This window comes from Rhodomicrobium sp. Az07 (assembly GCF_018619475.1).
Taxonomy (GTDB): domain Bacteria; phylum Pseudomonadota; class Alphaproteobacteria; order Rhizobiales; family Rhodomicrobiaceae; genus Rhodomicrobium.
Window position 1 is genome coordinate 79,558 of record NZ_JAHFZG010000009.1, and the last position, 20,416, is coordinate 99,973.

Here is a 20,416-nt window from a genome sequence, read left to right on the forward strand (position 1 = left end):
TCTTACGCCGCCTTTTCAACGCGGGCGGTCACGATCTTGTCGGGGTTATGCACCGGCTCGCCCCGCTCGATCTTGTCGACGTTCTCCATGCCCTCGATCACCTTGCCCCACACGGTATATTTGCCGTCGAGGAACGACGCATCGTCGAAGCAGATGAAGAACTGGCTGTCCGCGCTATCGGGATGGTTCGCGCGCGCCATCGAGACGACGCCACGCTCATGGCTTTCCCGGCTGAATTCGGCCTTGAGGTTCTTGCCCGAACCGCCACGCCCGGTTCCCGTGGGATCGCCCGTCTGCGCCATGAACCCGTCGATGACGCGATGGAAAACAACGCCGTCGTAAAACTTCTGGTCGGCAAGTTCCTTGATGCGCGCGACATGGTTCGGCGCAAGATCGGGGCGAAGCTCAATCACCACACGCCCCTTGGTTGTTTCCAGAACCAGATTTTCTTTATCGGAAGATGTCATGTTCAAGCTCTTTCCTTGCGCCGCCTCGACTGGATCTACGCCAACCTGAGGTTCGGCACCATTATTATCTCATCAGGAATGTGGTGATCAGCGGGCGTCCGACGCAAGCTGCATCTTGATGATCTTGTCCGGATTGAACACGCGGCCGTCGCCGCCTGCTCCCTTCTTGATCCGGTCGACAAACTTCATGCCCTCTGTCACGCGACCCCAGACGGTGTATTGCCCGTTGAGATGCGGTGCGTCCTCAAGACAGATGAAAAACTGGCTGTTCGCGGAATTGGGATTGCCCGTGCGCGCCGCACCGATGGCGCCACGCTTGAACGGCGTGGAATTGAACTCGGCCGGAAGGTCGGGATATTTCGAACCGCCCGTCCCGTCGCCTTTCGGATCGCCCGTCTGCGCCATGAAACCCGTGATCACGCGATGGAACGGCAGGCCGTTGTAGAAGCCCTCGCGGACGAGCTTCTTGACGCGCTCGACATGCTTCGGCGCGACATTGGGCAAAAGCTCGATGACCACGCGGCCATCCTTCAGGTCGAGGTAAAGTGTGTTGTCGGGGCTTGCCGCACGAGCCGACGGAGCGGCAAGGCCGAGCGTGGCGGCGGCAAGCAGCGTAACGAATATCAGGGAACGGAACATGGAAACCCTTTGCTTATCGATTTCGAGTGCGATTTCGAGCGCCTAGCGCGGCATAGGGGCCGCATTGGGGCCGCTGGCGGTTCTGCCCGTTTTTGCAGCGATCCGCTTGAGCACGGCGGGGGAAACGAAGGACGAAACATCGCCGCCGAGCTGCGCGATCTGGCGAACGAGCGTGGCCGTGATATGCGCCGAGCCGGGCGTTGCGACAAGGAAGACCGTGTCTATGTCCGGCGCCATGGCCCGGTTCATGCCGAAAAGCTGCGTCTCGTAGCCGAGGTCCGCCGCATCGCGCACGCCCCGCAGCATGAACGCCGCGCCGTGGGCGCGAGCGGCGTCGACAGTCAACCCATCGAAGAACACGACCGCGCCGCGCTCGCCTGCGCCGAGGCTCGAAAGCTCATCGCGCAACATATCCGCGCGCTCCTCGACCGTGAAAAGCGGCGCTTTCGACGGATGCACGCCGACACCGACAACCAGCCGGTCGAACAGCGCCAGACCACGCGCCATGATGTCCCGGTGACCCAGCGTCGGCGGATCGAAGCTGCCAGCGTAGAAACCGCAATTCATGCGGCGTTACCCCGCGATCATTCTGATGGTTCCTCGCCCTCGATGTCGCCGCCGACATCCAAGCCGTCGCCATTGCCGTTCCCCGTCCCGTCGTCGCTGATCAACTCGGCCGAGACCACGCGCTCGTCCTGATCGGTGCGGAAGATCGTGACGCCCTGCGCGGAACGACCGGTGATCGAGATGCCTTCGACGGGGCAGCGGATCAGCTTGCCCCCGTTCGTCACCAGCATGATCTGGTCCGTATCTTCCACCGGGAATGACGCGATGAGGCGTCCGTTTCGATCGTTGACGGCCATGGCGATGATGCCTTTGCCGCCGCGTCCCGACGTCCGGTACTCATAGGACGAGGTGCGTTTGCCGAAGCCGCGCACCGACATGGTCAGCACATATTGCTCCGCCGCGCCCATTTCGCCATACCGCGCGGGCGTGAGATCGGCGATGTCGGTGCTTTCGATCGCTTCGCCGTCGTCGAGAGCTTCCACCGCTGCGGCTTCCTGCTCGGCGGCGTCCGGCTCGGTCGCTGCGCGCTCACCGGCGGCGGCGCGGCGCATGGCGTTCGCCTGCTTGAGATAGGCGGCGCGCTCGGCGGGTGTCGCGTTCATGTGTCGGAGGATTGCGAGGGAGATAACGGTGTCGTCCTCTTCGAGGCGGACACCCCGCACGCCGGTCGACTCGCGGCCTTTGAAGATGCGCACGTCCGTCACCGGGAAGCGGATGGCCTGACCGTTGGCGGTCGTGAGAAGAATATCGTCGGTCTCGCGGCAGAGTTGCGCGCCCGCGATATCGTCGCCTGGATCGAGCTTCATGGCGATCTTGCCGTTCTGGCGAACCTCGGCGAAGTCGGCGAGTTCATTGCGCCGCACATTGCCCGAGCGGGTCGCGAACAGGATGAAGACGCCCGATTCGTCGCGCTCCTCGGGCAGCGGCAGGATGGACGTAATCGTCTCGTCCTGTTGCAGCGGCAGCAGGTTGATGAGCGCCTTGCCGCGCGCTTGCGGGGCAGACAGCGGCAGCCGCCACACCTTCATCTTGTAGGCCATGCCGCGCGAGGAGAGAAACAACACCGGCGTATGCGTATTCGCGACGAACAGGCGCGTCACGAAATCCTCGTCGCGCGTCGTCATGCCGGAGCGGCCCTTGCCGCCGCGACGCTGCGCGCGATAGGTCGACAGCGGCACGCGCTTGATGTAGCCGCGATGGCTGACGGTGACGACCATGTCCTCTTTCTGGATCAGGTCTTCATCGTCGACTTCGCCCTCGACGTCGAGGATTTCGGTTCGGCGCGGCTTGGCGAACTCTTCCTTGATGGCGGTGAGTTCGTCCCGGATGATCGTGATGACGCGCGAGCGCGAGGAGAGGATATCGAGATAATCGCGAATTTTTTCGGCGAGCGCCTTCAACTCGTCGGCAATTTCATCGCGGCCGAGCGCGGTCAGGCGTTGCAGGCGCAGTTCGAGGATCGCCTTCGCCTGATCGATGGACAGGCGGTAGACGTTGCCCTCGATGATGCGCGAGCGCGGATCTTCGATGAGCAGCAGCAGCGGCGCGATGTCGCCTGCGGGCCAGTCGCGCGACATGAGCGCTTCGCGCGCGCTCGCGGGATCGGGCGCGGTGCGGATGAGCTTGATCACCTCGTCGATATTGGCGACCGCGGTCGCGAGGCCGACGAGCACATGCGCGCGGTCACGCGCCTTGCCGAGCAGGAATTTCGTGCGCCGCGTAATGACCGTTTCGCGGAACTGCGTGAAAGCCTGGACAAAGTCGAGGAGCGTGTGCTGTTCCGGCCGGCCGCTATTGAGCGCCACCATGTTGGCGGCGAACACCGATTGCAGCGCCGTGAAGCGATAGAGCTGGTTCAGCACCACCTCCGGCATGGCATCGCGCTTCAGCTCGATGACGACGCGATAGCCCGAGCGGTCGCTTTCGTCCCGCACGTCGGAAATGCCCTCGACGCGCTTTTCGCGCACGAGTTCAGCGATGCGCTCTTGCAGCGTCGCCTTGTTCACCTGATAGGGGATTTCGGTCACGATCAGCGCATCGCGATCCTTGCGGATCGTCTCGACATGCACTTTTCCGCGCACGACGATGGAGCCGCGCCCCTTGAGATAGGCGGCGCGGATACCGGCCCGGCCCATGATCACGCCGCCGGTCGGAAAGTCCGGCCCCGGGATGTGCTCCATGAGTTGCTCGATGTTGAGCGCGGGATTTTCGAGGAAGGCGAGACATGCGTCGATGACTTCGCCGAGATTGTGCGGCGGGATGTTCGTTGCCATGCCGACGGCGATGCCGCCCGCGCCGTTGACGAGGAGATTCGGAAAGCGCGCGGGCAGAACGGTCGGCTCTCGCTCGGAATTGTCGTAGTTCTCCTGAAAATCGACGGTGTCGTTCTCAAGATCGTTGAGCAGCGTGTCGGAGATCTTTTCGAGGCGCACCTCGGTGTAACGCATGGCTGCCGGCGGATCGCCATCGACCGAGCCGAAATTCCCCTGCCCGTCGATAAGCGGCACGCTCATCGAGAAGTCCTGCACCATGCGGACGAGCGCGTCGTAAACGGACTGGTCCCCGTGCGGGTGATATTTACCGATCACGTCGCCGACGATGCGCGCGGATTTGCGATAAGGCTTGTTCCAGTAATAGCCGTTCTCGTTCATCGAGAAAAGGATGCGGCGGTGGACGGGTTTCAGCCCGTCGCGCACATCGGGCAGCGCGCGAGACACGATCACGCTCATCGCGTAATCGAGGTATGAGCGCTTCATCTCGTCGGTGATGAGGATGGGACGAATCTCCCCCGCACCGCGATCGCCCTTGTTGCCGTCTGACGGATCTGCCAAAATCTGATCCTTGGCTTTCTCAAATGAAACACACGGCCGGAAACGCCGCTTGAACCTAGCCGGAAGTTACCGACTCGCTCCCGCGAGGACAAGGATCCTGTCCGTCCTGCGCAAGAAGATGTCTATTTTGTTATGCGCTTCGAGCGACGATCCACATCGCGGGGAAAGCACATCAAGCGCACCTAAAATGGGATCTCGTCGTCCAGATCCTTGTCGAAAGGCTTCGGCTGTCCCGCGTCGCGCGGTTTGGCGCCTGCACCGCCGCCTCGGGCGCCACCACCGCCGCCGCCACGGCCGCTGTCACCGCGGTCGAAGCTGCTGGCAGCGCCTTCGTTGAAACCGCTGCCTCCGCCTTCGCCATAACCGCCCGCACCGCCGCCTGCGCGTCCGTCGAGCATGGTGAGCTGGCCGTTGAAGTTCTGCAAGACGACCTCGGTTGTGTAGCGGTCGTTCCCTGAATTATCCTGCCATTTCCGGGTTTGCAACTGGCCTTCGATATAAACCTTCGCGCCTTTGCGGAGGTATTGCTGCGCCACCTTGCCGAGCTGCTCGTTGAAGATGACGACGCTGTGCCACTCCGTCTTTTCGCGGCGTTCCCCCGACTGTTTGTCGCGCCATGATTCCGTCGTCGCAAGCCGAAGATTGCATATCGAACGGCCATCCTGGGTGTGGCGCACTTCGGGATCGGCCCCGAGATTACCGATGAGAATGACCTTATTCACCGAGCCCGCCATGAGAGCTCCTTTCATCAAACATTGAGTCGCTGCGACGAGTGTACATGAAGCGTCAGCGCTCAAAACACAACTGCCCTCGCGCAATCGGCTTTTCCACCGCGGGACGGCATGAAGCGACGTTCACTGTATGTTCTATATTGCAACCCAGCTTGTTGTCAAGCACCGAAGGTTGTCGAGACGCTTTATTAACAGCGGCGCGGGAAACATCCGATAAATATGGATTTTTCGGGCCAAAAAACCACACTTTGTTACAAAATTACCCTGCAACCAGCATATGGCGCGTCTCTCGCCCGAAAGGTTGTTGACGCGCGGCGCTACACGGCTCGAAGGTTGTGTAGCGTCACGCGGCCATTTACACCTGATTCTGTTGGCCAAATCGCAATCAGTGGTCTTGACCCGGTGGATCGAACGTACAACATCGATTGCACTCGAAGGGATGGGTTTGTTAGATCAGCCATCGGTAACGGACGCCCGGATTTCTCTTTCTAAGGCATGAATTAAGAAGGAACTCGAGATGTCGAAAACGCAAGCGGCGCCTGCGGCCAAGGCTGCGAAATCTGAGGCGGCCAAACCCAAGGCAGCAGCAAAGGCGGCGGCGCCTGCGAAGGCCGAAAAGGCTGAGATCGTGACGCTCCGTCAGCTCGCCACGGAAGTCGCCGAAACGCACGGCCTTTCCCAGAAGCAGGCGAGCGAGGTTCTGTCCGAGGCTGTCTCCAGCATTGGCAAGCACCTGAAGAAGGGCGCGCGCATCCGGATCGCCGGCCTCGGCACGCTCGAAGTGCGCAAGCGCGCCGCCCGCACCGGTCGCAACCCGGCCACGGGCGAGGCGATTGAGATCAAGGCGAGCAAGAAAGTGGCTTTCCGCGCCGCAAAGGATCTGAGCGAAGCCATCTGAGGCTTGCACGTACAAGCAGTCGAGTTCGGCCGGCGACGAAACGGTGCGGCTATCAGACATCGTTTCGTCGCGGCAAGGCTCGTTATTTAGGACGCACGCAAAGCGAGCGGTCGGCGAGAATATTTTTTATCGCAGTCATTTCCTTTTCGATCGCGCTGAGGCGGGTGTCCGTCTCTGTCTTGTCGCGCGCAATTCCAGACATGACGCCGCCGACGGTGTATCCGGCGACGACCAGAAAGCCGCCGAACGTCAATACCATCGCGAACGGCAGATAAACGCGGCTCAACGGTATGGCGCTGTGATGACCGTTGACGGCAGCAACCGAAGATGCGGCTGGGTGCCGCCCGTCGTCCGGAAGTGTCATCGAGACCGCCTCTCGGCCTTCACCGCCGGGCACGGCTTCTGCGTGGCCGTTATTCTGGCCCGCTCGATTGTCCGCCCTTCCTCGATATAGTGGTATCGCAGGTAAAGAAGGCCGAGCGTTGCCGCGAGGATGGCCAGTGCCACCCGGCCCTCCGCACTTTTCGAAAGCGAGGCGAGGATTTCCCCGATCGCTGCAACGATCGCCCCGACGAATTGCGCGACGCCGCTGACAATCGGAGCCAGCGGCCCGAGGAAGGCAAGCGCGCCGACAGAAAGGCCGAGCTTCGCCGCCCCGGTCGCGAGACTTCCAAAAGACGATAAAATGAAAGCAAGAAGCGCGTTCATGGATGGGCTCCCGTCAATCGGTTGAGGCAGCGGGGGCGGATGTGCCCTGATAGTCGAAATTGCGGTACGCCTTGATGTGCTCGCTCCGGATGAGCCGGATCAATGCGATAGCCGCCACGAGAACAGCGCACAGAAGCAGCCAGCGATTGGTGGAGGCCCACGCAAGGACACCTTGCAGCGGTTCGAGGGCCGCACGCGCGCCACCGATGCTGTCGAGTACGCTGTCGCTGGAGAAGGTTTCGGTTGCCGCCGCGGCCCCGAAAAGCCACGCGAAGACCCGTTGCAGCAGGTTCATCTGGCGCAGCGGCCTGTCGCCTGCCGCTTCGAGATCGCGCCTCGAAACCTCGCGCCGCTTTGGCAGCATCGGCGTCGCGTCCGCGAGCGCTCCGCCGTAGCTTGGCTGCCAGATGCCCGCCTCGCCGTCGAGCCCGTTATCGTGCTGGAAGAGCATGACCGCGCGATGGGTCTGCGCGCCGAAGATCCCGTCCACAGCTCCGGCCGGATATCCGAGAGCACGAAGCCGGGCCTGAAGGACGCGAACCTCCTCGCCCCGCATTCCGGCATGGAGCGTCTCGTCGAACGGCAATTGCGCCTCCGGCTGACCTGCCATCGTGCGCGCGTCTATCCTGATCCCCGCGACGCGGCGCGCCCATCCGGTTCCGAAAACGCGCCACAGCCGCCCGAGCCGCTTGAGAAATTCGAGCCGCGCATCGCAATAGGCGTCCACATATGGCGCCTCGTCGAGCCATTGCCGCGCGCGGCCCGGGCCTGAATTCACGGCCGCGTCGAAAACGCAGAGGTCGAGCCCGAGTGGAAGGGCGTCACAGGTCATCGCGTCCCAGTAATTTTCACGGTATATCGCGCGAAGTTCCGCGTCTTCGATCTGCCGCACCGGCCTTGGCCGCTTACCCCGTTTCTTTCTCCATGCGTCGTATTCGCGCTGGATCACGCCGCGCATCGTGGGGCCGCCCGGGTCGTCCGGGTGATTGGAATAGCCCCCCTCCCATTTGAGCGTGATAGCAAGGCAGCGCTCGAAATTGCCAGCCGCCATGATGCACCTCCCATAAATGAAGAAAGCCGGTCCATGACCGGCTTTCAAAAGACAAAGATATCGATTGACAGTTAGCCGCCCCACCTCGCCAGCGCGGCGATTGGTTCAGTTGGCTTCGACTTTCTCTGGCTGCCGCCAGGCTATGTGCCGAATACGAAACGGCGAGCAGCGCATGAGATCGGATAACTCACGCTCATGGCTGCAAGACGGGCCTACCCTATGATCGCGCATCTATCTTCCCTTCCGCTGCTCACCGCACTCGGCCATGGTTGAGCCGGATGCCTATCTCCGGCTCAACGCGTTACAAAGTCATTCAGCTAGCCCTCGACTGCGGCTGCGGCGGTAGCGGCCGCAACCTTTCCAACAAAAGCCGCCACCACATTCAGTGCGGCTATACCGGAATGTCGCAACGCTATGTCGAGCAACTGCTGAAACGCCTGGACTTCCTGTGGATCGAGTTCGATCACGATCTTGGTCATTGGGGGTTCCCTTTCACACTACCACGTCGATAGCGCGGCGCGTTTCCATGTGTTGCTGGCGGTGCAGATGTAGATATAGTTCGCGTCGACGGCGATAGTGCCGGCGTAACCCGCCGCTGCCGCCGTGGCTGGAGCCGTTTTCGTCGTTATCAGCTGGCCTTGGACGGTTCCCAATGCCTCAACGTAAGTGCAAGCGACGAGACCGTCCGGCCGCAGGGCGACCTTGGTTGAGCCAGCGAAGTTCTTGACGAGAAGAAGGTTGGTCGTGTCAATGCCGGAGGTAGCCGGCTGCAAGGTCATCGGAGCGCGAGCTGTGACGGCACCCGTCCCGGCCACAGAGAAGCCGATGGTCTGTGCGTGATTGGCGACGGCAAACTGAACGTTTGCATTATCTCCCTCAGCCGCCGCATGGACACCGAGAACACATGGCGACGCCCAACTATACGCGTTTGATTTAAACCAGAGTGGAATGCTCACCGCCCCGCCGCCGGCACGATAAGGTACCATTGTAAGTTCTGTCGCGGTGATACTGCCCTCGATCTCGAAGTGATTCGACAGCGAGCGAAACACAAGGGCATTGGTTGCTTCCACCGTGCCTCGATTTGATCCCTTGAAAGAAAGCATCGGCCCGATGCCAACCGTCGCACCTTCATCCGAGATGGTGAACATATCGACGCCGTCCATCGCAAAGGCCAGCGCGTAGTTATTCCAGTAGAAGCCGGTCGGCGAATAGAGAGGATCGTCTATCTGAAAGGCGAGCGACGGGTTGCCGGCGTTGCCGGCGGGAAGGGTGAGCGGGCCGTTAAGCGCGAGTTTCCCCGTCACCGACTTGGCGTGATTGGTGATCTCCTGAAGGGTGATCGACTCGACAACGACTGGGCCATACTGACAAATCAGTTGTACCCCACGCCCCACCCCGGCAGCAGCAGGCCCGAGAAGATAGAACGTGTGAGTGCCGTTGTTGCGGATGCGTTGGGCAGATATAGCGCCGTAGGAAAGACCGACCACGAGCGCGGTATTCGCATCAACGCCGGATATGGTGATTGTGACTTTATAGATGGCGCCGGCAGCGTAGTTGCCGGTCATTTGCGTCAGTGTACCTCCCGCCGACGAGCAGGCAGCACCGCCACCCGTTTTCCAAGTCCACGCGCCGTTGACGGTCCAGCCGGCAAGGTCTGTCGCGAAGGTGCTGTTTGTCAGCACGTTGCTGCCGATAGTGAAATCATCGAGGGCGATGTTGTTCAGCGGCGACGACGACCATGCGGGCGCGCCGCTTGCGCCGGTAAGAACACGGCTATTCGCGGCATATGGAAGGCGAGTCGCAGCGCCGGACGCACCGCCGATGATGATGTCGCCAGTCGACGTCATCGGATTTGTCATGCCGGAACCGCCGCCGGACGCATCTTCCCAGGCCGGAGCGCCGGAAACGACCGTGAGCACCTGGCCTGTTGAGCCGATGCTGAGACGCTGGGCCGCGCCGGACGCGCCGCCCGTAAGGATATCGCCCGCCGCCGTCAGCGGAGAAAGCGCGTCGAAGGCTGCGTTCGCGGTCGTCTGCCCGGTGCCGCCGTTGGCGATGGAAAGCGGCGTGCCGGACCAGTCGTCATTATCGATCGAGGACGCTGTCGCCAATGTGCCGAGCGAAGGCGTGTTCACGAGGTCGGAGTAACTGCCCGTGCCCGCAACCGTCGCGAGGCCGTCGATTTTCGCGGCGCGGGTGCTGTCGAGAACCCCGGCCGTCGTCGTGGTGGCGGCGGCGATGGTAACGCCGGAGCCGCTGGAACTTGTCAGATTGACTGTATTGACCGTATAGCTGGCGCCGATATCCGTGGCCCCGCCTTCCGAAGCAGAAGCGTGCGGAATGTCGTCGGCGGGCCACGGAGATACCGGAGCGGACGACGTCGTCAGCACTTCCTTGTAGTCTGCGGCAGCGCCGAGATACACATCCGTCGTGAGTCGGCCAGAGCCGTCGAGAACGAGCGGATTGGTATTCACAATCGTGCCTTCATCGTCCGTATACGTATCTTGGGGCGTCGTCGTGCCCGCCTGATAGTAATGCAGGTTGCCGAGTGCCAACGGATGTCCGTTGCTGTCAAAGAACTGATACCCCTTGGGGTAACGCAAGCGCGTAACCATGCGTATGCTCCATTGTTGTGTTAAAGTTTCTAGGGTATGCGGTGCGGACCGTTTGGACCGGCTCGCACAATTGGTTTCCGCGAGCGCGCCTCCGATTTTGGGCGTGCATTGTGGCGCGGTGTCACAGGGGGCGGCGATGAAGCCGATCGACTTTGCCGATTTCCATCAGGGCGCGCTCGAAGACGATGCCGTCCGTAACAATCTGCCGTTGAGCGTCGTCGAGCGGCTGCGCGCCCAGGGCGAAGCGGGCGGCATCAGGTACTGGACGCTTGGAAATCCGGGAGCTTGCGCACTTCAGACGCCGAACTTCCCGCTGCTTCTATGCAATCTTTCGCGTGAGGAATGCCGCAGCTTCGCGGATCTGACCGCCAGTCTCGATTACCCCGGCGTTGTCGGCACGATTGACACCGCGCTTCAGTTCGCCGAACGCGCTCGCGAGCACGGGATCGTGTTTGCCGAGGAAATTCCGCAGCAGATCCTTTCGCTCGACCGAGAGCCAAACGCCCCGAGCGTCAGCGGGTTTTCTCGATTGTTGGCCGCGCCGGATCTGCCGCTTTTCCGGGAGTGGATCGCGGGCTTCATGCGCGAGGCGGTTCCCCACGACGTGAGCCCATCGGACGAACGCCTCCACGCGACTCTTGGCGAAGGCCGCCACTGGGTGTGGATCGCGGAAGGCGTGCCGGTGTCCATGGCGGCGATCGGCCGACGCAACCGCTCGGCGGGCGCCATCAACTGCGTTTATACGCAGCCGAAATTTCGCGGGCGCGGGTACGCAGGCATGATCACCGCAGTCGTTGCGCGGAACATCTTTTCCGAAGGGCGCGCGTTTGCCTGCCTTTATGTCGACAAGCGCAATCCGGCATCCAACCGCTGTTACGCAAAACTCGGCTTCAAACCCGTGTGCGATTCCTGGCACATTGTTCGCCCGAAGCTTGGGCTTCACGAATAGCGCCATAAAAACAGCACTTTATGCCACTATTGCAGCTTATCTCCGATTATAGCATATCCCGACGGTGGGCCTCCCTCATCGAAGGCCGCTTTCGTATTTCGTTGCCTGAGAGAAAATCACCGTGCCCTCACTTGACACCCACGCCCGCCCGTTCCCAGTTGATAGCTCGAGCGGACAAGCCCCCCGGACGTTGCCCATGGATTTCCTGCCTTGCCTGAGCGACGCCAGCGCTTACGCATTCTTTCTCGATTTCGACGGAACGTTGACCGAGATAGCCGACACCCCCGCGGCGGTTATCGTTCACAGACACACCCGCGCCACACTCGAAAGCCTCTGCGCCAGCACGGACGGAGCCGTCGCCATCGTGACGGGCCGCGAAGTCGCCACCATCGACAGGTTTCTCGCGCCGCTCAGTCTGCCGGTCGCGGGCGTCCACGGATACGAGGTGAGAGACGAACGCGGTCTCAGGCTCACCGAAATCTCCGACGACGCCGCAGGCGCGCTCATCGAAAGCGCGCTTGCCGACTTCGCCGCTCAAAATCCGGGCCTTCTTCTCGAAAGAAAGCGCGGTGCTCTTGCACTCCATTATCGCCTCCGCCCCGAGCTTGAAGCGATGTGTCTCGCGCTCGTTAGCGAACTGGCCGCACCGTTGGCCGAATACGTTCTGACGCATGGCAAGATGGTCGTCGAGCTTCGGCTGCATTGCGCAACAAAAGGCACGGCGATCGGCCTCCTGATGCAGCAACCGCCGTTCAAGGGCCGTGTCCCGTTCTTCGCGGGCGACGATGCGACCGATGAAGACGCGTTTCTCGTCGTGAACGCGCGGGGCGGTATCACCATGAAGGTGGGACCGGGCGAGAGCGCCGCGCACTATCGCGCACCGGACGTCCCTTGCTTCCTCTCCTGGCTTTCCGCCACCGCCGACACATTCAAAGGACTTTGAGCTTGATGTCTAATCTCGATCTGGGCCTTATTGGTAACTGCAATATCAGCGCCCTCGTCGACAAAAGCGCCCGTATCGTGTGGTGCTGCCTGCCGCGTTTCGATGGCGATCCGGTGTTTCATCAGCTTCTCGGAAGCGAGAGCGGCAATCCCGACGACGGCGCTTTCACGATCGAGGTGCCGGACCTGAAATCGACCGAGCAATACTACGTTCCGAACACGGCCATTCTCAAAACGGTGCTGCATGCGGAAAGCGGCTCGGTGCAGGTCACTGACTTCATCCCTCGCTTCTCCACGCGCAACCGGCCCTTTCGCCCCAAGACGCTGATCCGCACCGTCGCCGTAAAGGACGGCTCGCCGCGCATCCGCGTCAAAATCCGGCCTCGCTTCCGCTATGGCGCGGTGGAGCCACAGATCACATCGGGCTCGAACCACATCCGCTTCATCGGCCCCGGCATGACGGTGCGCGTTACCACCGACGCACCTGTCGACTACGTGCTGGAGGAGACTCTCTTCAATCTCACCGAACCGATCCATTTCGTGATGGGGCCGGACGAGACGCTGGGGGACAGCGCCTTCAACATTGCCCGCGATTTTGAGGAACAGACGACCGTCTATTGGCAGAATTGGAGCGGCAGACTGTCGCTTCAGCCCGAATGGCAGGAGGCGGTGATCCGCGCGGCCATCACGCTGAAGCTGTGCTCCTACGAACCGACAGGCGCCATCGTCGCCGCTATGACGACGAGCATCCCCGAAGCGCCGGGTACGGGCCGCAACTGGGATTACCGCTATTGCTGGGTGCGTGACGCCTATTTCGTGATCCGCGCGCTGACGAGTCTCTCGGCCGGCCGAACGCTGGAGAATTATTATCGCTGGATCATGAACATCGTCGCTTCATCGGAAGAGCACATCCAGCCCGTCTATGGAATCGCGCTTGAGAAAGCTTTGCTCGAAAGCACGGCACCATGTCTGCCCGGGTTTCAGAGCGCAAGCGGCGTGGATAACCGCCCGGTGCGTGTCGGCAATCAGGCCTATGAACATTTCCAGCATGACACCTATGGAAATCTCATCCTTGGGGCGGCTCAGGCATTCATCGACAAGCGCCTCCTGACACGCGCAGGCGTGGAAGATTTCCGCCGGCTCGAACATGTCGGCGAGCAGGCGTTCAAACTGCACGACGTGCCGGACGCCGGCATCTGGGAGCTGCGCAACCGCGCCCGCGTGCACACCTCGTCAAGCGTCATGTGCTGGGCGGCGTGCGACCGCCTGTCGAAGCTTGCCTCCTATGTCGGCGAACACAACCGGGTCGCGTTCTGGCGCGAACGAGCCGAACTTATCAGGCATAAGATTGTTACTTGCGCATGGTCGGACAAGCGCAAGGCTTTCGTTGAAAGCTTTGGCGGCGAATATCTGGACGCGAGCGTGCTTCTGATGGGAGAACTTGGATTCATCGACGGACAGGACCCGCGCTTCCTTTCCACTGTCGCCCAGCTTGAAAGGGTTTTGGGTCGCGGGCCGTTCATGATGCGTTATGAAGCAGCCGACGATTTCGGCGTTCCCGAGACGGCCTTCAACATCTGCGCATTCTGGCGACTCGATGCGCTGGCGCGCGTCGGAAAAAAAGAGCAGGCGCGTGAGATTTTCCAGTCTCTTTTGAACGCCCGTAACCATTTGGGACTTATGTCTGAGGATACCGATCCGGTCACGGGGGCGGCCTGGGGCAATTTCCCTCAGACTTACTCCATGGTCGGCATCATCAACGGGGCAACGCGCCTGTCCAAGCCATGGGAGGCTTTCGTTTGAGCCGTCTCGTCATCGTTTCGAACCGTGTCGCGGATCTCGAAGCCCAGGTGCAATCCGGCGGCCTTGCGGTCGCGCTCGGCGACGCGTTGCGCACGGTCGGCGGCATCTGGTTCGGCTGGGACGGCAAGCTGGTCGAGGAAGGCGAGCCCGGGGCGGTGTCGTTGAACGTCAATGGCGCAGTCACGACCGCCACCATTCCGATGACGGAGCGGGACTACGAAGAATACTATCTCGGCTTCGCGAACAAGGTGCTCTGGCCTGTTTGCCACTACCGTCTCGACCTCGTGCAGTTCGAACCGGCCTATTTCGAAGGCTACAAGCGCGTCAACCGGAACTTCGCGACTGCGCTCGCTCCGCTTCTTGGGCCGGACGACGTCGTCTGGGCGCATGACTACCACCTGATTTCATTCGCCAGCGAATTGCGAGCGCTTGGCGCGAAGCAGCGGCTCGGCTTCTTCCTGCATGTCCCGTTTCCGCCGCCAGAGCTGCTGCAAGCGATCCCGACGCATGAATGGCTTGTCGAGGCGCTGTTCCAGTTCGACGTGATCGGCTTCCAGACAGAAAACGACGTCAGCAATTTCCACCGCTTCATCGAGAACCACGCAAACGGCGAAATCCTGGACGGCGACAGGGTTCGCGCTTACGGCCGGACAGTGATCGCGCGCGCCTTTCCTATCGGCATCGATGTCGACGAATTCGCCAATGCCGCTCAAACGGCGGAGGCCGCCTCGCAGATCGAGCGGCTCAACCGCCGCACGGTGGTGCGCTCGCACATCATCGGCGTGGACCGCCTCGATTACACGAAGGGCCTGCCCGAGCGCTTCAAGGCGTTTCGCAAGTTCCTCGAAATGCACCCCGAGCACTGGAAGGCCGTGACGCTGATGCAGATCGCGCCGCCAACCCGCATCGAGGTGGAGGCCTACGCCAACATCCGCGAGGAGTTGGAAGGCCTTTCCGGCGCGATCAATGGCGAGTTCGGCGATTTCGACTGGACGCCGTTGCGCTACGTCCACCGGGCCATGCCGCGCGACACGCTGGCGGCTCTGTTCAGGGGCAGCGAGGTCGGCCTTGTCACGCCGCTTCGCGACGGCATGAACCTTGTTGCCAAGGAATACGTAGCCGCGCAGGATGAGGATGATCCAGGCGTGCTCGTGCTGTCCAAATTCGCGGGCGCGGCGGAGGAACTCGAAGAGGCGCTGATCGTGAACCCTTACGACATCGATGACATGGCGAACGCGATGCAGACCGCGCTTCGCATGCCGCTCGAAGAGCGCGTGGAGCGCCACGCCGCGCTCATATCTCGCATTCGCGCGCATGACGTCGCGTTCTGGCGCAAGAGCTTCCTCAAGGTTCTGGCCGAAGGTGCGCCGGAGGTCGTTGCGTGACGCCGTGGCGTCTCATCGCCGACGTGGGCGGCACGAATGTACGCTTCGCGCGCGTGTTCGATGGCCTCGTCGTCGCGGAGCGCCGCGCCTATCAGGGCGCGCGGTTCGAGAGCTTCATTCATGCCATGCGCGTCTATGCAGCCGAGACCGGCGGTTTTCGGGGCTGTGCTTCGGTTGCCATCGGCGCGGCGGGACCTGTCGAGGCCGGCGAAATCCATCTCACCAACATCGCCTGGACGATCCGCGAGGCGGAGATCGAGGCGGAGGCGGGCGCGCCTTGCACGCTGCTCAACGATGTCGAGGCGGCGGCCTATTGCGCGCTGACCTTGTCGGAGCCGGATTATGCGCTGTTGAGCGGCCCGGCACCGGACCTGAGCCGCGCAAGGCGCCTCCTCATCGCGAATATCGGCACCGGCTTCGGCGCGGCGGCGCTCTTCAAGGTGGCGAACGTCTGGGTGTCATGCCCGAGCGAGGCGGGGCATATGTCGCTGCGCCTGCCGGATGCTGCCGCCGCCGGTTTGCGATCCGCTTTTCCTTCCGTCGAGCACGCACTTTCAGGGCGCGGTATCGCCCATCTTCATGCCGCATTGCTCGGCCGCGATGACGGGCTTGGCGCGCGCAGCATCTGCGCCAATGCCGCGCACGATCCCGCAGCCGCGGCAACGGTCCGGCTTTTCGCCGAAATCACCGGAAGCGTGCTTGGCGATCTCACGCTCGCCTACACGGCATGGGATGGTGTGTTCCTCGTCGGCAGCGTGGCCAGGGGCTGCGCCGCGTTCGATCCGGGCGCGATGCGTGCAGCGTTCGAGGCGAAAGGACCAATGTCGGCCAGGCTGAAGAGAGTGCCCATCGCCCTCATGCTGAAGGAAGACCCGGCGTTCTTCGGCCTCGCGATCGCGCCGGTTCGCGCCCGCTGACATTTGCGGCCACGCAAAGCGGACCGCGAAGATACAGTTCGCGACAATCTGGACAATATCCCTCAAAATTGATCGATCCACGCACCGCTCGCCATGATCGGGCCGAATGGTTGCGTCAAGCCTCGCGCATTCCTCAAGCCGTTTCAGCCAGGAGCGCGGGCCGAATGTTGGAAACCGAGACAGCTTCCCCACCCACGAGCCAGCCGGCTCCGACAGGCAGCGCCCCACGGCGGGTCTCGCGCATCAGGCTTTTCCTGCGCGCGGCGGTCGGCATCTCGTTCTTCAGCGTGTTGAGCCTCGTCATTGCGCTTTTCGCGTTTTCGAGCCTGCCGCAGGTGCAGGATCTCCTGTTCGACGCGCGCCCCTATTGGGCGCAGGAGATCGTCTACTGGGCAGGCTTCTACGCCATCGGCATCTTTATCTGGGCGCTGCCGCTCGTCTTCACGTCGCGGCTCCTGCTCCAGCAGAATTACGACGTTATCGGCATCGACAGCGAGGAGCGATTCAAGTTCTACATCTTCCGGCTGCCGAGCCTGTTCGTCGTCTTCGCCTTCATAGCGGTGCTGGTCGGCATCGTGGTCGCCGCGAACAACCTGCCCGTGCCCTTGCAGGATGGCGGCAACAAATACGAAGCTCCGATCCGCAGCCTGCTCGAAACGCATCTCATCACGCTTCTCATAGCCACGGCCGTGGTGTTGGTGCTGGTGATCTTTCGCGATGTTTTCCTGCGCGGCTACGGCCGCGCCATGGCACGCCGCGAAACAAGGGATGCCGAAGGCTTCAAGCGCTCCCTGATCCGCATCGAGCGCTTCACGCGGAAGACCACGCACGACCTCGAAGGCATGGACATTCATCTGTCCGGCCTGAAACCCGCCTGGCTCGGCATGGAGACCTGGATCGCGGCGCAGCGCGTCAAGGAATTCATGTGGCGGTACATGATCCGCCTCACGGTGTTTCTGCTGATCCTCGTCGCCATCCATTTCATGTCTTACTCTGAGACGATGCAGCGGCTGTTTTCATTCCCGGATCTGACATCCAGCCCCGGCGTTCAGCAGACGCTCGATTTCATCGGCGACACGCTCTACCTGAAACGCGCCTCGTTCCTGTTCGTGGTGTTCGGTGCGTGGCTGCCTTTCATCGCGTTCCTCGCGCTGCTCTCGAACCGCTTTCAGTTTCCGTTCATCGCGGCGATCATTGTCGTCGCCATCGGCCTTACGTTCTTCGTCGGCGACGGGCACGACGTTCGCGTCGCCACAATAACGGAAGACCAGCGGTCGACGCTCCGCCCCGCGCGCTTCACCGACGCGGTCAAGGGCTGGAAAACCGCCAGCGGCTGGGACGCGCGCGGTTGCGAATGGCTCGCGCCGGACGCAAAAGAGCTTGCCGATTGCCCTCGTCCCATCATCGTGTCGGGTGAAGGCGGCGGCAGCCGCGCGGCTTTCCTCCTCGCAAGCGTCCTTGGTTCGCTGGAGGACGACAGCCTCGAACAGGCGAAGACCAGCGCGGGGCGTCCTTTCCATCTTCAGCTTTTCGCAATTTCGAGCGTGTCGGGTAGTTCCGTCGGCGCGGCCTTCTACACAAGCGCGCTGAAGACGCATCAGGCGACGAGCACCGAAGATCTCAGGGCCGCTCTGTTTCGCCAGCGGCTCTGGTTCCCGAATGTTGCAACGGCCAACCTTGAGGCCGCCAACGAAGTCCGGACAAGCGGCGGCGCCGAACCGCTGACACGCGCCTTTCTTACCGATTTCGTGGGATACAAGGATGCGCTTCAGGCCGCGCTTTCGAACGATTTCATCTCGCCGGTTTCCATCGGCTTCCTCGCCCGCGATGTGCTGACCCTGTCGCGGCTCCCCTTCGTGCTCGACAGGGCGGGCGTGCTCGAAACAGCCTGGGAGGACGCGTTCAATGGCATCTACGGCACGACGCGCGCGACATCGCCCTTGTCCGGGCCGCTTCTGGCTATGGCGCCGACGCCCGCGAGCTGGACGCCGCTTCTGTTCCTCAACGCGGCATCGAACGAAACCGGCCGCCGCGTGATCGTGACGCCGGTCAGGATGACCGAGCCGACAAAGTCCGGCGACGCGCTCTTCATCGACGCCTACGACCTGCACGAACTACTTTGCTCTCCGTATCGCGACTCGACCACGAACGCCTATCCTGCCGTCAGCACGCTCGACGAGATTTCCCGCAAATTGCCGTCGTTTTTCAGCCCGGTGGCGCGTGCGCGCTGCAAGGACAGGAAGCCGGTCTCGATCGACGTGCGCCTCAGTTCGGCCGCCGGCGTGAGTTCGCGCTCGCCCTTCGTGTCGCCGCATGCGGGCATCCGGGACAGGCGCGCGCAGATCGTCGACAGCGTGGTCGACGGCGGCTACTTCGACAATTCCGGCGCCGTGACCGCGCTCGAAATCGCCGCCGCGCTCAAGGCTGAGGATAGCAGGCTGAAGCCCTTCATTCTTCAGGTGTCGAGCGAGCCCGACTGGTTCAAGGACACGAGCGTCTGCGGCCTTGGAAGCGATCCGGGCACCAGCCCGCGCATTCCCGATCAGGCCGACTTCCGGCCCGGCGCCGCTGTGTCGGACATACTGACGTTGAATTCGACTCGCATCGCGCGCGGTTACGGCACCATCGTGGAACTGCCCGACCGGGTGAAGCAGCTTAACGGTGGCGTCCGCTCCGTCGCGCAGATCAGCATCTGCCCGCAGCCGCGAGAAAACTTCTTCCTGAAGGAGGTCCTGAAATTCTCGAACAAGGACGAAGTCACGAAACAAAAGACTCGCGCGATGCGCATCCGAGAGAAAACCAAGGAGCTGGCGCAGTATAAAAGCGTCTCACTCAGTTGGTGGGTGTCGCCGCCTCTTCAGGCGTTTCTCGACGGGCAGATCTATTCCGCTCACAATGTGAAGACACGAAACTGCGTGCTTTCGCTGCTTCGGGAAACCGAGCCCGGAAAAGCATGCCGGTAGCATCGTTCATCCCGGCCCTCGCGTCGTCAGGCCGGGATGTAAATCATTAACGGCCGTTCCAGTCCGGTTTGCGTTTCGCCAGAAACGCCGCCATACCTTCGCGAAAGTCCTCGCTCATGTAGCACATGAGGATCAGATCCTGATCGTCGGCCTGCCGCTTGGCCGCCTGGACGCGCCGCAAGCCTTCCTTGGTCGCGCGAAGCGTCAGCGGCGCGAAGCTCGCGATTTCGGTGGCGAGTTCCGTCGCGCGTGCATCGAGGGCGGAGCGGTCGGAAACGACCTCGTTCAGAAGGCCGATGCCGAGCGCTTCGTCGGCCTCGATCAGCCGCGCGGTTAGGATCATATGCTTCACCCGCGCGACGCCGATCAAAGCCGAAAGCCGCGCGAGGTTCGCCACGGAAAGGCAATTGCCGAGCGTGCGCGCGATGGGAATGCCGAACTTCGCGTTTGCCATCCCGATGCGCAGGTCGCAGCACGCCGCGATTGCGCCGCCGCCTCCGGTGCATGCGCCCGCAATCGCTGCTATCGTCGGGACACGGCAGGTTTCGATGGCCGAAAGCACGCGCTCCATGAAGCTTTCATAACCGATGGCGTCCTCCGGCTTCTGAAACGCTCGAAACAGCGAGATGTCGGTTCCGGCGGAAAAAGCCTTGTCGCCCGCGCCCGTGATGATCAGCGCCCTTACCGACGAATCCGCGTTCGCGGCTTCGCACGCTTCGGCGAGGTTTTCGTACATCTCGAACGTGAAGGCGTTGCGTGCCTCGGCGCGATTGATCGTGATGCGGGCGATACCGTCCTCGACGGTGAAAAGGAGGGTTTGCTCCGGAAAATCGGTTTTCATGCCGTCTCGCTCATGTCCGTGATGCCGCGAATCTCGCATTCGCGGCATCACCTTGACGGATATCAGCTTCCCTGTCACGAACCCGCGCGACGCGCTGACGAAAGTAGGC

18 protein-coding genes are annotated in these 20,416 nt (G+C 62.1%); 7 read left to right on the forward strand and 11 right to left on the reverse strand.

Annotated features, from left to right (window positions below):
* Positions 1–2: 2 nt before the first annotated feature.
* From KKP04_RS08560 to ssb, 5 genes are all read right to left on the reverse strand, one after another.
* Entirely contained in the window at positions 3–467 is a 465-nt protein-coding gene (locus KKP04_RS08560; protein ID WP_215029361.1) for a peptidylprolyl isomerase, read from the reverse strand.
* Positions 468–554: 87 nt separating this feature from the next.
* On the reverse strand, positions 555–1,106 hold the full coding sequence (locus KKP04_RS08565) for a peptidylprolyl isomerase (protein WP_215029364.1): 552 nt from the start codon (positions 1,104–1,106) through the stop codon (positions 555–557).
* Between the two features lie 42 nt (positions 1,107–1,148).
* Entirely contained in the window at positions 1,149–1,673 is a 525-nt protein-coding gene (gene coaD, locus KKP04_RS08570) for a pantetheine-phosphate adenylyltransferase (RefSeq protein ID WP_215029372.1), read from the reverse strand.
* A 17-nt stretch (positions 1,674–1,690) separates the two neighbouring features.
* A complete protein-coding gene (gene gyrA, locus KKP04_RS08575) occupies positions 1,691–4,504 on the reverse strand; it encodes a DNA gyrase subunit A (RefSeq protein WP_215029376.1) in 2,814 nt (937 codons plus the stop codon).
* Between the two features lie 182 nt (positions 4,505–4,686).
* The gene (ssb, locus tag KKP04_RS08580; RefSeq protein ID WP_215029392.1) at positions 4,687–5,238 is read right to left on the reverse strand and encodes a single-stranded DNA-binding protein; all 552 of its coding nucleotides are present in this window, start codon (positions 5,236–5,238) and stop codon (positions 4,687–4,689) included.
* 514 nt (positions 5,239–5,752) lie between these two features.
* Here ssb and KKP04_RS08585 point away from each other — a divergent pair.
* Positions 5,753–6,133, forward strand: a complete 381-nt coding sequence (locus KKP04_RS08585) for an HU family DNA-binding protein (RefSeq protein WP_215029402.1) — start codon at positions 5,753–5,755, stop codon at positions 6,131–6,133.
* An 82-nt stretch (positions 6,134–6,215) separates the two neighbouring features.
* On the opposite strand, the gene KKP04_RS08590 is transcribed toward KKP04_RS08585, so the two are convergent.
* The 5 genes from KKP04_RS08590 to KKP04_RS08610 all read right to left on the reverse strand — a co-directional run bounded on the left by KKP04_RS08590 (position 6,216) and on the right by KKP04_RS08610 (position 10,507).
* Entirely contained in the window at positions 6,216–6,497 is a 282-nt protein-coding gene (locus tag KKP04_RS08590; RefSeq protein WP_215029404.1) for a hypothetical protein, read from the reverse strand.
* Positions 6,494–6,841, reverse strand: a complete 348-nt coding sequence (locus KKP04_RS08595; protein ID WP_215029407.1) for a hypothetical protein — start codon at positions 6,839–6,841, stop codon at positions 6,494–6,496. The genes KKP04_RS08590 and KKP04_RS08595 overlap by 4 nt, the downstream gene beginning before the upstream one ends.
* A gap of 13 nt (positions 6,842–6,854) precedes the next feature.
* Complete coding sequence (locus tag KKP04_RS08600) at positions 6,855–7,892, reverse strand: glycosyl hydrolase 108 family protein (RefSeq protein ID WP_215029410.1); 1,038 nt, start codon at positions 7,890–7,892, stop codon at positions 6,855–6,857.
* Positions 7,893–8,209: 317 nt separating this feature from the next.
* Entirely contained in the window at positions 8,210–8,371 is a 162-nt protein-coding gene (locus KKP04_RS08605) for a hypothetical protein (RefSeq protein ID WP_215029413.1), read from the reverse strand.
* An 18-nt stretch (positions 8,372–8,389) separates the two neighbouring features.
* Entirely contained in the window at positions 8,390–10,507 is a 2,118-nt protein-coding gene (locus KKP04_RS08610; RefSeq protein ID WP_215029417.1) for a hypothetical protein, read from the reverse strand.
* A 136-nt stretch (positions 10,508–10,643) separates the two neighbouring features.
* Between KKP04_RS08610 and KKP04_RS08615 the strand changes: the two genes are divergently transcribed.
* The 6 genes from KKP04_RS08615 (at position 10,644) to KKP04_RS08640 (ending at position 19,466) form a co-directional block, all read left to right on the forward strand.
* Complete coding sequence (locus KKP04_RS08615) at positions 10,644–11,456, forward strand: GNAT family N-acetyltransferase (protein ID WP_215029420.1); 813 nt, start codon at positions 10,644–10,646, stop codon at positions 11,454–11,456.
* 196 nt (positions 11,457–11,652) lie between these two features.
* On the forward strand, positions 11,653–12,399 hold the full coding sequence (gene otsB / locus KKP04_RS08620) for a trehalose-phosphatase (protein ID WP_215029436.1): 747 nt from the start codon (positions 11,653–11,655) through the stop codon (positions 12,397–12,399).
* Between the two features lie 5 nt (positions 12,400–12,404).
* The gene (locus tag KKP04_RS08625; RefSeq protein WP_215029439.1) at positions 12,405–14,201 is read left to right on the forward strand and encodes a glycoside hydrolase family 15 protein; all 1,797 of its coding nucleotides are present in this window, start codon (positions 12,405–12,407) and stop codon (positions 14,199–14,201) included.
* The gene (gene otsA / locus KKP04_RS08630; RefSeq protein ID WP_215029442.1) at positions 14,198–15,586 is read left to right on the forward strand and encodes an alpha,alpha-trehalose-phosphate synthase (UDP-forming); all 1,389 of its coding nucleotides are present in this window, start codon (positions 14,198–14,200) and stop codon (positions 15,584–15,586) included. The genes KKP04_RS08625 and otsA overlap by 4 nt, the downstream gene beginning before the upstream one ends.
* Positions 15,583–16,503 carry an ROK family protein gene (locus KKP04_RS08635; RefSeq protein WP_215029445.1) on the forward strand — a complete coding sequence of 307 codons (921 nt, stop codon included), beginning with the start codon at positions 15,583–15,585 and terminating at the stop codon, positions 16,501–16,503. The genes otsA and KKP04_RS08635 overlap by 4 nt, the downstream gene beginning before the upstream one ends.
* Positions 16,504–16,667: 164 nt before the next feature.
* Complete coding sequence (locus KKP04_RS08640; protein WP_215029448.1) at positions 16,668–19,466, forward strand: hypothetical protein; 2,799 nt, start codon at positions 16,668–16,670, stop codon at positions 19,464–19,466.
* Between the two features lie 46 nt (positions 19,467–19,512).
* Here KKP04_RS08640 and KKP04_RS08645 read toward each other — a convergent pair whose 3' ends face one another.
* Positions 19,513–20,307 carry an enoyl-CoA hydratase/isomerase family protein gene (locus KKP04_RS08645; RefSeq protein WP_215029451.1) on the reverse strand — a complete coding sequence of 265 codons (795 nt, stop codon included), beginning with the start codon at positions 20,305–20,307 and terminating at the stop codon, positions 19,513–19,515.
* Positions 20,308–20,416: the final 109 nt, after the last annotated feature.